Genomic DNA, 12,630 nt, shown 5'->3' on the forward strand with positions numbered 1-12,630 from the left:
ACAAGTGGATCACCAGCAAGTCATCCGCGACGTCACGGTCCGCCTACCCATGGCGTCGACCGTCGCCGAGGTCTGCCAGGCGACCGTGGACGCTCTGGCCCGCTACACCCCCGCCACCATCGCCGTCCTGCTGCACGTCAACGGGCGGCTCCGCTGCGTCGCCGCCACCGGTTCCTGGCAGGTCTTCGCCACCGTCGCCCCCGACGCCGGCATCGTCGGGCGGGTCTTCACCGGTGGTCGGTCGGCCGTCGTCCCGGACATCAGCACCGACCCCGACCACATCCCGGTACGCCCCGACGTCACCGCCGAGGTGTGCGTACCCATCTGCGATCCGGCGGGCCGCCGGATCGGCGTACTCGACGTGCAGTGGACCGGCCCGGCCGAGCTCGCCGCGTGGCGGGCGACCGCCGAGCGGGTCGCAGGCCGGCTGGGCGCCCGGATCATGGCGCTCGGTGGACCGGCGGAGAGCCGCAGCGAGAAGCTGCTCCGGCACGCCGCCGCGATGACCGCCGCCACCACCGAGTGGGACCTGCTGGCCACCGCGACCCGGGCCGCCCGAGACGTGTCCGCCCTCGACACGGCGATGCTGGTGCTGTCGGGCCGCAGCGGTCCGCAACTCAGCGAGCCGACAGCCACCCCTGGCGAGCTGGAGACCCGGATCCGCGCCGAACTGGCGGAGGCCGGCCCGCAGGCGCTGCGCGCCATCGTCGCCCGAGCCCACCGGTACGGCACCGGCCACACCCTCGGCGAGGCGGGCCACCCCCCGACCGAGGAACACGACCCGCTGGTACGGGCCGGGGTGCGCACCCTGGTGGCGGTACCGCTCGGCTCGCCCGAGGGTGGTGGGGTGCTGCTGGTCGCCGGCGAGCGGTTGCTGCGCCCGGACCCTCGGACGGTCAACCTTCTGGAGTTGCTGGCCGGGCAGGCGTGGACCTGCCTGGACCGGCTGCGTACCCTCGACCGGTTACGGGAGCAGGCCAGCTCCGACCCGCTCACCGGGCTGCGGCACACCGGCCCGTTCGGGCAGCGGATCGCCACCGCCACTCCGGGGCGTACCGCGCTGCTGGCGATAGACGTGGACGGCTTCAAGACCGTCAACGACACGTACGGCCACCAGGCCGGTGACCGGGTGCTGATCGGGCTGGCCCGAGCCCTGGAAGGCGCGCTGCGGCAGGGCGACGAGCTGTACCGCATCGGTGGCGACGAGTTCGTTGCGGTGATCGAGGTGAGCCGCCCCGAGGAGGCGGTCCGGGTGGCCGAGCGGCTCACCGAGGCCGCCCGCCGGATCGGCCGTACGATCAGCGTCGGTGTCGCCCTCCCCCGCCCCGGCGAGTCGCCCGAACTGACGCTCCGCCGCGCCGACCAGGCCCTCTACGCCGTCAAACGCCAGGGCCGCGACGGCGTCCGCCTCTCCGCCGCCTGACCCACCCCAGCCCCAGCCCCAGCCCCAGCCCCAGCCCCAGCCCCAGCCCCAGCCCCAGCCCCAGCCCCAGCCCCAGCCCCAGCCCCAGCCCCAGCGATCATGCACTTCCCGTCGCCGTTGTGCCACTTTTGCCCCGATATGAGAGGACCAAAAGTGCAAGATCGACGGGGAGTGGGGGTGGTGGGGCGTGGGAGGGAGGGTGGGTGGGTGGGTTAGGGGTGGGTTAGGTCTTTGGCTAGGAGTTCGGCGATTTGGGCGGTGTTGAGGGCGGCGCCCTTGCGGAGGTTGTCGCCGGTCACGAAGAAGTCGAGGGCACGGGGGTCGTCGAGGGCACGGCGGATCCGGCCGACCCAGGACGGGTCGGTGCCGACGGCGTCGATCGGCATGGGGAACTCGCCGGCCGCCGGGTCGTCGACCACGATCACTCCGGGTGCGTTGCGCAGCACCTCGCGGGCGCCGTCGGTGTCGATCTCCGTGGCGAAGACCGCGTGCACCGCCACCGAATGGCCGGTCACCACCGGTACTCGTACGCAGGTGGCGGAGACCTTCAGGTCGGGCAGGCCGAGGATCTTGCGCGACTCGTCGCGCAGCTTCATCTCCTCGGACGACCAGCCCTCGTCGGCCAGCAGGCCGGTCCACGGCACCACGTTGAGGGCCAGCGGCGCGGGGAAGGGACCGAGATCGTCACCGACCGCCTGCCGTACGTCGCCGGCGCGGGAGCCCAGCGCCCGGTCACCGGCCACCTTGGTCAACTGGTCGTGCAGGGTGTCCGCACCGGCCTGACCGGCCCCGGAAACCGCCTGGTACGAGGCGAGCACCAGCTCACGCAGCCCGTACTCGCGGTGCAGGGGCGCCACCGCGATGATCATCGCGAGGGTGGTGCAGTTGCCGTTGGCGACGATGCCTCGTGGCCGGTCCCGCAGCTGCTCGGGATTGATCTCCGGCACGACCAACGGGACGTACGGGTCCATCCGGAAGGCGCCGGAGTTGTCCACCACGACCGCTCCCCGGCGTACGGCGATGGGCGCCCAGTGTGCGGCGACCTCGTCCGGTACGTCGAACATCGCGACGTCGACGCCGTCGAGCGCCTCCTCGGTCAGCGCCTGGACGGTGAGTTCCTCGCCCCGGCAGCGGACCTTGCGCCCGGCCGACCGTTCCGAGGCCAGCAGGCGGATCTCGCCCCAGACGTTGCGACGCCCGGTGAGCAGCTCACACAGGACCGTGCCGACGGCTCCCGTCGCCCCGACCACGGCCAGGGTGGGCAGCCCGGCCACCCGCCCTACCGTCCCGTCCCCGCGTACACCACGGCTTCGGTGTCGCCGCCGAGGTCGAAGGCCTCGTGGATGGCGCGGACCGCAGCGTCCAGGTCGGTGTCCCGGCAGACCACCGAGACCCGGATCTCCGACGTGGAGATCATCTCGATGTTGACGCCGGCCTGGCCCAGCGCGGCGAAGAAGCCGGCGGCGACACCGGGGTGCGAGCGCATCCCGGCACCGATCAGGGAGACCTTGCCGACGTGGTCGTCGTAGAGCAGGCCCTTGAAGTTGACCGACTCCTGGATCTTGCTCAGCGCGGCCATCGCGGTGGGGCCGTCGGCCTTGGGCAGGGTGAAGGAGATGTCCGTGCGACCGGTGCCCTCGGTGGAGACGTTCTGCACGATCATGTCGATGTTGATCTCGGCGCTCGCCGCGGTGTCGAAGATCCGCGCCGCAGCGCCCGGCTCGTCGGGCACCCCGACGATCGTGATCTTGGCTTCGCTGCGGTCGTGAGCCACTCCGGTGATCAGTGCCTGCTCCACTGGAAGCTCCTCTATCGATCCGGTGACCATCGTGCCGGTGTTTGTCGAGTATGACGAACGAACGTGGATCGGCAGCCCGGCCCGGCGGGCGTACTCCACGCTGCGCAGGTGCAGGACCTTGGCGCCGCAGGCGGCCAGCTCCAGCATCTCCTCGTAGGTGATCTGCTTGATGTGCCGGGCGTTCGGCACGATCCGCGGGTCGGCGGTGAAGACGCCGTCCACGTCGGTGTAGATCTCACAGACGTCGGCGTTCAGCGCGGCGGCCAACGCCACCGCCGTGGTGTCCGAACCGCCCCGCCCCAGCGTGGTGACGTCCTTGGTGTCCTGGGAGACGCCCTGGAAGCCCGCGACGATCACCACGGCACCCTCGTCGAGCGCGCCCTTGAGCCGCCCCGGAGTGACGTCGATGATCCGCGCCCGGCCGTGCACCGAGGTGGTGATCACGCCCGCCTGCGAACCGGTGAACGAGCGGGCCTCGTAGCCCAGGTTGTGGATGGCCATGGCGAGCAGCGCCATGGAGATCCGCTCACCGGCGGTGAGCAGCATGTCCAGCTCGCGACCGGGCGGCAGCGGGCTGACCTGGTTGGCCAGGTCGAGCAGCTCGTCGGTGGTGTCACCCATCGCGGAGACCACGACCACCACGTCGTCGCCGGCCTTACGGGCGGCGACGATCCGCTCGGCCACCCGCTTGATCCGCTCGGCGTTGGCGACGGAGGATCCGCCGTACTTCTGCACCACGAGTGCCACGACGGCGCACTCCCTCCCGGTTGCCCTGAGCGTGCCGCTGCCGGGCGGCACTCAGGCTGAGCGTGCCGACGCCGCCGGCACCGGTGGCCGGCGGCGCGGGTCGGTCGACGTCAGCGTATCGGTCTGCTCTGACCGCCGGGTCAGGTGATCCCACGATCCGGCCCGGGTACGCGGGCGACGTGGCGCGCGACACGCCGGAAACGAGAGCATGCCCGGGGGGTGTCCGCGCGACGCCCTCAACGCCGAGAATGACCGGGTGTACGCCCACCGGGTCGCCCCGTTCGTGTTTGCCCTGTCCGTGCTGCTCGTCGGCTGTTCGGCCGATCCGCCCGCCGATCCGCCGCCACCGACCTCGGCGCCTCGCCCGGTGGGGATGGACGCCGCCCGCGACGAGTTGGCCGCGCACGCCGCCGCCGCCCAGGATCGGCACCTGGTCGCCCGCTACACGCTGCGGGTCGACGGCGAGGCGGACCGGCTGGTCCTGGTCACCAGCGCGAACGACGGCAGTTGGCGGGTGGACGTGCCCGGCGGTGCGCTCGGCGGCACGGCCGACATCTCGCTCGCGGCCACGACCGACGGGCTGTTCCAGTGCGCGTTGCCCACGCCGACCCGCCCGGAGCCGGCCAGTTGCGTACGCCTGGGCGAGCGGGACGACACCCTGCCACGCCGACTCGACCCCCGGGTGCAGCACCCGTTCACGGACTGGCTGGACGTGCTGACCGACCGACGCGCTCCACTGTCCGTCTCCCCCGCCATGGCACCCGCCGGGGCCAGCGGCTCCTGCTACTCCGTGGAGACCACCGCGGCGTCGATCAATCCGCCGCTGGACGTGGGGATCTACTGCTTCGACGCGGACGGCACCCTCACCGCGGTACGCGCGGCGTTCGGCACCCTGACGCTGGCCGCGACGCCGGAGCCGGCCCCCGCCTCGGTGCAGTTGGCCGGGCCGGTGGTGGAGGGCGAGCCGCTGGGCCTGACCGCTCCCACCGACGTACCGACGACAGCGGACGTCGACCCGACCGTCACCGGAACGCCCTGACGGCATATCCGTTACGGGTGCTTTTCACCACATCCACTCGCCCGGACCAAAGTGATCAAATCCCCCATAGGGGACACTGGTCACATGACCGACCTCACTCCGTTACTGGCGTTCCGGTGGAGCCCCCGAGCCTTCGACCCGTACGCCGAACTGACCCGAGCCGAGGCGGCGACGCTGCTGGAGGCGGCCCGTTGGGCACCCTCGGTCGACAACGGGCAGCCGTGGCGGTTCGCAGTCGGTCACCGCGACGACGACACCTTCAAACGAATCCTGGTCAACCTGCCGCCCGGCGAGCAGCGCTGGGCCGGACGGGCCAGTCTGCTGCTGCTCGTCGCACACCCTCGCACCGGACACCCGATGGCCGCGTACGACCTGGGCCAGGCGGTGGCCCACCTCACCGTGCAGGCGACCGCGCTCGGCCTGTACGTCCGTCAACTCACCGACCTGGATCGGGTGGGCCTGGCGGCCGACCTCGACCTGGCCGACGACCTGCGACCGTACGTGGTGGTCGCGGTCGGGAAGTTGGGTGATCCGCTGAGCCTGCCGGCCGACCTGGTGCCCGACGAAACGGGTCTGCGCCACCGTCGACCTCTCGGTGACATGGTCCTGACCTGCGACGATGCGCCTCGGTGACCAACAGATGCGAACTGCGTCTCATATTGCGGACGCACCTTCCCACCCTCATCCCCATCACGTAGGGTGACTCTGTCATGTGGCAGGCGAGCCTTCTCCTTGGTCGCCGCGACGAGGCCTGACGGCCGGCACCTCGTCGCGGAGTCGAACCGCGCCGCCAGCACTGCCCCGGATCCTTCCCTCTCGGCACCGCTGCCGACAGCCACTGCTGACGTCACATGACCCAGGAGACTTTCGCCATGGCTCACCAAGCCAGCACCACCGACATCGATCCCATCGCCCGGCAGCGTCCCAGCCGGATGCCGTACCGCCGTTACGAGCCGTACCGGCAGCAGTTCCGGATCGACCTGCCCGACCGCACCTGGCCCACCCGGCACGTCGAGGCCGCCCCCCGCTGGTGCGCGGTCGACCTGCGCGACGGCAACCAGGCCCTGATCGACCCGATGTCGCCGGAGCGCAAGCGCCGGATGTTCCAACTGCTGGTCCAGATGGGCTACAAGGAGATCGAGGTCGGCTTCCCGTCGGCCAGCCAGACCGACTACGACTTCGTCCGGCAGCTGATCGAGCAGGATCTGATCCCCGAGGACGTGACGATCCAGGTGCTGACCCAGTGCCGGGAGCACCTGATCGAGCGGAATTTCAAATCCCTGCGCGGCGCGCGCCGGGCGATCGTGCACTTCTACAACTCCACCTCCACGCTCCAGCGTCGGGTGGTCTTCGGGCTGGACCGCGACGGCATCGCCGACATCGCCACCACCGGCGCCCGACTGTGCCAGAAGTACGCCGAGATCCACACCCCGGACACCGACATCCACTACGAGTACTCGCCCGAGTCGTACACCGGCACGGAGCTGGAGTACGCGCTGGAGGTCTGCGCGAAGGTCATCGAGGTGATCGACCCGACGCCGGACCACAAGCTGATCATCAACCTGCCGGCCACCGTCGAGATGGCCATGCCGAACGTGTACGCCGACTCGATCGAGTGGATGCACCGGCACCTGCCCCGCCGCGACAGCCTGGTGCTCAGCCTGCACCCGCACAACGACCGGGGCACCGGCGTCGCCGCCGCCGAGCTGGGCCTGCTGGCCGGGGCGGACCGGATCGAGGGCTGCCTGTTCGGCAACGGCGAGCGCACCGGCAACGTCGACCTGGTCACGCTGGGCCTGAACCTCTTCTCCCAGGGCATCGACCCGATGATCGACTTCTCCGACATCGACGAGGTCAAGCGGGCCGTCGAGTACTGCAACCAGCTGCCCGTGCACGAGCGTCACCCGTACGCCGGTGACCTGGTCTACACCGCCTTCTCCGGCTCCCACCAGGACGCCATCAACAAGGGCTTCGCCGCGTTGAACGCCGACGCGGCGGCGGCCGGCGTACCTGTCGACGAGTTCACCTGGGCGGTGCCCTACCTGCCGATCGACCCGAAGGACCTGGGCCGCAGCTACGAGGCGGTCATCCGGGTCAACTCGCAGTCCGGCAAGGGCGGCGTCGCGTACATCATGAAGACCGAGCACCAGCTGGACCTGCCCCGCCGGCTCCAGATCGAGTTCTCCGGCGTGGTGCAGCAGGTCACCGACCACGACGGTGGCGAGGTCGCCCCGGAGACCATGTGGCAGATCTTCGCCGCGCAGTACCTGCTCGACCACCAGAGCGACCCGAGGGTGGCCCTGACCGAGTACGCCATCGGCACCGCCGACGGCAAGGTCGAGATCACCGCGAAGGTCGACGTCGCCGGGAAGCCGCAGGCGCTGACCGCGATCGGCAACGGCCCGATCGACGCGTACGTCAACGCGCTGGCCTCGACCGGAGTGGCGGTACGGGTGCTCGACTACCACGAGCACGCGCTCTCCTCCGGTGGCGACGCGCAGGCCGCGGCGTACGTCGAGTGTGAGGTCGACGGTCGCACGGTCTGGGGTGTCGGCATGGACGCCAACATCGTCACCGCCTCCATCAAGGCGGTCACCAGCGCCGTCAACCGCGCCCACCGCTGAGGTGCAAGGAAGGGCCCCTTGTTAACGCATTCTGCATAGCAGGGGGCCCCTGTCAACGTTGCAGCCCCCGTCCTCACCCCTCGCGGGGTGGACGGTGCACCAGCACCGCGGCGATGGCCGCCCCGGCCAGCAGCAGCCCGGCGCACCAGAGCAGGGCCCCCCGATACGCCGCGGTGAGTTCGGTCGGCTGCGCGTACCCGGTGCCGGAGAGCCCGACCAACAACGGCAGGGCGGCGACCGCGAGCAGCCCGCCCACCCGGGACGCGGCGTTGTTGAAGCCGCTGGCCACCCCGGCGAACCGGTCGGCGACCGCGGCCAGGACCGACGCGGTCAGCGGCGCCACCACCATGGTCAGTCCGAGCCCGAACACCGCCACCCCGGGCAGCACCTCCCGCCAGTAGGACGCGCCCGGCCCGACCTCGCGCAGCAGCAGCAGACCGACAGCGGCCAGCGCCGGCCCCACGGTCAGCAGCAGCCGTGGTCCGATCTTCGCCGACAGCGCCCCCGCCACCGGTGAGCCGACCAGCAACAGCAGGGTCATCGGCACCAGCGCCAGCCCGGTCACGAACGCCGACCAGCCGACCACGTTCTGGAGGTAGACGGCGATGAAGAAGGTGAACCCGCCGAGCGCGGCGTAGACCAGCACGGTGAAGACGTTCAGCACCGAGAACAGCCGGCTGCCGAACAGCCCGGTCGGCAGCATCGCCGTCTCGCCGCGTCGCCGTTCCACCAGCACGAACGCCACCGCGGCGAGCACCGCGACCACGGCCGCCCCGGCCACCGGCGGCGACAGCAGGCCCCGACCCGGCGCGTCGACCAGGGCGTACGTGACACCGGCCAGCGCGACCGCACCCAGCAGCGCACCGGCGACGTCGAAGCGTCGGCCACGCTCGCCGGTCCCCCGGGTCCGCGAGGTGCTCTCGTCCCGGCTCTCCGGCACCCAACGCAGGGCGGCCAGCACCACCAGCACCGCCAGCGGCACGTTCAGGAAGAAGATCCACCGCCAGGAGAGGGCGTCGATCAGCCAGCCGCCGAGGAGCGGGCCGAGTGCAGTGGAGACTCCCGACAGGCCCGACCAGACGCCGATCGCCTTCGCCCGTTCGTCGGGATGGAAGCTGGCCTGCAACAACGACAGCGAGCCGGGGGTCAGCAGGGCCGCGCCGGCCCCTTGCAGCAGGCGGGCGGCGATCAGCCAGTCGGTCCGCAGGGCCAGACCGCAGAGCACCGACGCGCCGGTGAACCACAGAACGCCGAGCAGGAAGACCCTTCGCCGGCCGAACCGGTCGCCGAGCGCGCCGCCGAGCAGGACGAACGCGGCCAGGGTCAGCAGGTATCCGTTGACCGTCCACTGTAGGCCGGAGACCGAGGCGTCGAGGTCTTCACCGAGCCTGGGCAGGGCCACGTTGACCACGGTGGTGTCCAGAAAGGCCATGCCGGAGGCGAGTACGGCGGCGGCGAGGGTGCCCCGGCCGGCTGCCGTACTCATCCGTAGGGCGGGTGCGGGTTCAGGCATGCCTACCAATCTGCCGTGCACCATCTGCCAGACACTACGAAACGCCAAAACACCGTACGGGTACTGTGCGGGATCGGCGAATACCCGCAAGCTGGAGAGGTGTCGTCTGTGCGTACCAGATCAGGACCCCGCGCCCTGGGGGCGCTCGCGCTCGTCGCGGCGCTGACCCTCGGCGCGGCCGGGTGTGTTCCGCTCGACGAGGTGCCGGACGCCTCGTCGAGCAGCGGCGGTGGCACCGTCAACCAGATGCTCTCCGAGCTGACCGTCGCCGAGGCCAACCCGATGCGCGGCTACAGCCGCAAGCGTTTCCCGCACTGGCGTAAGACCGGCCAGAACTGCGACGTCCGCGACACGGTGCTGGAGCGCGACGGCAAGGGCATTCAGCGCTCCGGCTGCAACGTCGTCGGCGGCCAGTGGGAGAGCGTGTACGACGGCCGCAGCTTCACCGATCCCCTGCAGGTGGACATCGACCACATGGTTCCGCTGGCCAACGCCTGGCGTTCCGGAGCCGACGAGTGGGACGACACCAAGCGGGGCGATTTCGCCAACGATCTGGACCGGCCGCAGCTTTTCGCGGTTTCCGCCTCTTCCAACCGGGCAAAGGGTGACCAGGATCCGTCCCAGTGGAAGCCGCCAAGCCAGTCGTACTGGTGCCAATACGCCCACGACTGGGTGGCGGTCAAGCACCACTGGCAGCTGACGGTGACCAGTGCCGAGAAGGCCGCACTGACCGACATGTTGGAGGGCTGCACATGGGAGAGCAAGCCGTAACCGGAGCGGCCGACGACCCGACGCCCGAGCGCACGCCGGACGCCGACGGGACGGATGCGGCGGCGACCGGCGGCCCGGGCCCGACCACGGCCGGGATGACCGCCGACGGCGCGGCCGCGAGCGAGGTCGAGGTGCCGGGCGCGGGGATGATCGCCGACGCCGGGGGCGCGAGCGGCCCGCAGAGCCGCACCACGGACATCGTGCCCGGGCCGGGCGGGGTGATGACCGACGAGGTCGGCGTGGTCACCGGTGAGCTGACCCTGCGCACCGAGTTCGCCGACGGCCAGGTCACGCTGCACGTCCAGTACAAGGACGCGGACGAGTGGTACGTGGTCAGCGGCGGCAAGGCTGCGCTCAACGACGCCGCCGGCCTGGACGCGGTGCACAGCATCGCGGTCGGCCTGCTGAACCGCCCCGAGGGCTGAGCCCTCCAGACGTGGACAGAGGCCCCTTCCGGTACGCGTGCCGGAAGGGGCCTCTGTTCTACACGAAGGAGCCGGGTTCGCTGGGCGCCGAGACGGTGCCGGGCTCCTCGCCCTCACCCGCCGGCCGGACGATCTCCACGCTCACCTTGTGCGGACGCAGCTCACCGCTGGCGATCCGCTCCGCGAAGTGGCAGGCGACCCGGCTCTCGCCGATCTCCCGCAGCACGGGACGCTCGTCCGCACAGCGGGTCGGCTGCGCCCACGGGCACCGGGTGTGGAAGCGGCAGCCCGCCGGCGGATTGGCCGGTGAGGGCAGGTCACCGGCGAGCAGGATGCGCTCGCGGCGGTCCTCGACGTCGGGGTCCGGCACCGGCACCGCCGACATCAACGCCCGGGTGTACGGGTGCAGCGGCTCGGTGTAGAGCCGGTCACCGGGCGCCTCCTCCACCAGTGCGCCCAGGTACATCACGCCGACCGTGTCGGAGATGTGCCGGACCACCGCCAGGTCGTGCGCGATCACCAGGTAGGTCAGGCCGAGGCTGTCCTGCAACTCGTCGAGCAGGTTGACCACCTGGGCCTGGATCGACACGTCCAGCGCGGAGACCGGCTCGTCGGCGACGATCAGCTCCGGCCCCAGCACCAGGGCACGGGCGATGCCGATGCGCTGCCGCTGCCCGCCGGAGAACTCGTGCGGATAGCGGGACAGGGCCCAGCGCGGCAGCCCGACCTTGTCCAGGGTCTCCGAGATGATCTTCCGGCGTTCCTCCCGGCTGCCGCCGATGCCGTGCGTCTGGAGACCCTCGGTCAGGATCGATTCGATGTTCTGCCGGGGATCGAGGCTGGACATCGGATCCTGGAAGATCATCTGCATCCGCTTGCGCATGGCGCGCAGCTTGTTCGGTGCGAGGGTGGTCAGCTCGACGCCGTCGAAGCTGACCTGCCCGGCGGTCGGCGGGTTGAGCTGGAGCAACGCCCGCCCGAGGGTGGACTTGCCGCAACCCGACTCGCCGACCAGCCCGTAGGTCTTGCCCCGCGCGATACGCAGGTCGACGCCGTCGACCGCCTTGACGTGGCCGACCGTACGGTCGAACAGCACTCCCCGCTTGATCGGGAAGTGCACCTTCAGGTCCCGTACCTCGACGAGGATGTCGCTGTCGGTCATGGCTTCTCCTCCTCGCGCGGCGCCGGCACCTGGCCACCGGCCGAGGTCGCCTCGCCGGTAGCCGCCGGGCCGACCGGGTCGACAGATGCCGCCGGGTCGACGGGTGCTGCCGGGTCGACGGGTGCCGCTGCCGGGGTTGCGCCCGCCGGCGGGGCCGGGTTGACGCAACGGTAGCTGCGGCCGTCGTGCGCCGTCACCAGCTCCGGCGGCTGACCCACACAGGCATCCACCCGCCGGGTGCAGCGCGGGGCGAAGGCACAACCCTCCACCCAGGGCAGCAGATCCCGTACCGAGCCCGGGATGGGGGTGAGCCGCTCGCCACGTCCGGCGTCCAGACGCGGCACCGACCCGAGCAACCCCACGGTGTACGGGTGCCGGGGCTCGCGGAACAGCGGACGCCGTCGGGCGGTCTCCACCACCCGGCCGCCGTACAGGACGTTGATCGTGTCGCACATGCCGGCCACCACACCGAGATCGTGGGTGATCATCACCAGCGCGGTGCCGGAGTCGCGGACCAGGTCCTTGAGCAGTTCCAGGATCTGCGCCTGGATGGTGACGTCCAGGGCGGTCGTCGGCTCGTCGGCGATCAGCAGGCGCGGCTGGCAGGCCACCGCCATGGCGATCAGGGCCCGCTGCCGCATCCCACCGGAGAGCTGGTGCGGATATTCCTTCAGCCGCCGCTTCGGGTCCGGGATGCCCACCCGGTCCAGCAGTTGGGCGGCTTCCTTGGCCGCCGCTTCACCCTTCATCCCGCGGTGCCGGGCCAGCACCTCGGTGACCTGGAGGCCGATCGGGATGACCGGGTTCAGCGACGACAGCGGATCCTGGAAGATCATCGCGATGTCCCGACCCCGGATGTCGCGCCGGGACCGGTCGTCGAGCTGAAGCAGGTCGGTGCCGTCGAAGACGGCCTTGCCGCCCACCGTCAACCCGGGCTGCTTGGGCAGCAGCCCCATGATGGCCAGCGAGGTCACCGACTTGCCGCAGCCGGACTCACCGACCAGCCCGACCACCTCACCGGTGTCGACCGTGAAGGAAACCCCGTCGACGGCGCGTACGGTGCGTTGACCACGCCGGGCGAAGCTGACCGAGAGGTCTTCCACTTCAAGTAGTGCCATTACCGGCCTT

Annotated in this window: 11 protein-coding genes; 6 read left to right on the forward strand and 5 right to left on the reverse strand. The window is 71.0% G+C overall.

The window, feature by feature from the left end; genetic code table 11:
• The first annotated feature begins 4 nt into the window (after window positions 1-4).
• Window positions 5-1,423, forward strand: a complete 1,419-nt coding sequence (locus tag JMF97_RS21575; protein WP_203223166.1) for a sensor domain-containing diguanylate cyclase — start codon at window positions 5-7, stop codon at window positions 1,421-1,423.
• Window positions 1,424-1,635: 212 nt separating this feature from the next.
• Here the strand turns inward: JMF97_RS21575 and JMF97_RS21580 are convergent, their stop codons facing one another.
• Together JMF97_RS21580 and JMF97_RS21585 are read right to left on the reverse strand one after the other, a co-directional pair.
• Window positions 1,636-2,697: an aspartate-semialdehyde dehydrogenase gene (locus JMF97_RS21580; protein WP_203223167.1), complete on the reverse strand. Its 1,062-nt coding sequence runs from the start codon at window positions 2,695-2,697 to the stop codon at window positions 1,636-1,638.
• Between the two features lie 5 nt (window positions 2,698-2,702).
• Window positions 2,703-3,968 carry an aspartate kinase gene (locus JMF97_RS21585; protein WP_013736350.1) on the reverse strand — a complete coding sequence of 422 codons (1,266 nt, stop codon included), beginning with the start codon at window positions 3,966-3,968 and terminating at the stop codon, window positions 2,703-2,705.
• A gap of 208 nt (window positions 3,969-4,176) precedes the next feature.
• Here JMF97_RS21585 and JMF97_RS21590 point away from each other — a divergent pair, with 208 nt between their 5' ends.
• The 3 genes from JMF97_RS21590 to leuA all read left to right on the forward strand — a co-directional run bounded on the left by JMF97_RS21590 (window position 4,177) and on the right by leuA (window position 7,631).
• On the forward strand, window positions 4,177-5,007 hold the full coding sequence (locus tag JMF97_RS21590) for a hypothetical protein (RefSeq protein WP_238359768.1): 831 nt from the start codon (window positions 4,177-4,179) through the stop codon (window positions 5,005-5,007).
• Window positions 5,008-5,091: 84 nt separating this feature from the next.
• A complete protein-coding gene (locus JMF97_RS21595) occupies window positions 5,092-5,640 on the forward strand; it encodes a nitroreductase family protein (protein ID WP_203223168.1) in 549 nt (182 codons plus the stop codon).
• A 218-nt stretch (window positions 5,641-5,858) separates the two neighbouring features.
• Window positions 5,859-7,631 carry a 2-isopropylmalate synthase gene (gene leuA / locus JMF97_RS21600; RefSeq protein ID WP_203223169.1) on the forward strand — a complete coding sequence of 591 codons (1,773 nt, stop codon included), beginning with the start codon at window positions 5,859-5,861 and terminating at the stop codon, window positions 7,629-7,631.
• Window positions 7,632-7,704: 73 nt separating this feature from the next.
• Here leuA and JMF97_RS21605 read toward each other — a convergent pair whose 3' ends face one another.
• Window positions 7,705-9,144: an MFS transporter gene (locus tag JMF97_RS21605; protein ID WP_203223170.1), complete on the reverse strand. Its 1,440-nt coding sequence runs from the start codon at window positions 9,142-9,144 to the stop codon at window positions 7,705-7,707.
• Window positions 9,145-9,252: 108 nt separating this feature from the next.
• Here JMF97_RS21605 and JMF97_RS21610 point away from each other — a divergent pair, with 108 nt between their 5' ends.
• Window positions 9,253-9,915: an HNH endonuclease family protein gene (locus JMF97_RS21610; RefSeq protein WP_203223171.1), complete on the forward strand. Its 663-nt coding sequence runs from the start codon at window positions 9,253-9,255 to the stop codon at window positions 9,913-9,915.
• Window positions 9,897-10,340 (forward strand): hypothetical protein, encoded by a 444-nt coding sequence (locus tag JMF97_RS21615; protein WP_203223172.1) that lies wholly within the window; start codon window positions 9,897-9,899, stop codon window positions 10,338-10,340. Before JMF97_RS21610 ends, JMF97_RS21615 begins: the two co-directional genes overlap by 19 nt.
• Before the next feature lie 58 nt (window positions 10,341-10,398).
• Here the strand turns inward: JMF97_RS21615 and JMF97_RS21620 are convergent, their stop codons facing one another.
• Together JMF97_RS21620 and JMF97_RS21625 are read right to left on the reverse strand one after the other, a co-directional pair.
• Entirely contained in the window at window positions 10,399-11,502 is a 1,104-nt protein-coding gene (locus tag JMF97_RS21620) for an ABC transporter ATP-binding protein (protein WP_203223173.1), read from the reverse strand.
• Window positions 11,499-12,620, reverse strand: a complete 1,122-nt coding sequence (locus JMF97_RS21625; RefSeq protein ID WP_203223174.1) for an ABC transporter ATP-binding protein — start codon at window positions 12,618-12,620, stop codon at window positions 11,499-11,501. The genes JMF97_RS21620 and JMF97_RS21625 overlap by 4 nt, the downstream gene beginning before the upstream one ends.
• Window positions 12,621-12,630: the final 10 nt, after the last annotated feature.

The sequence above is a fragment of the Micromonospora fiedleri genome (assembly GCF_016774385.1).
Taxonomy (GTDB): Bacteria; Actinomycetota; Actinomycetes; order Mycobacteriales; family Micromonosporaceae; genus Micromonospora; species Micromonospora gifhornensis.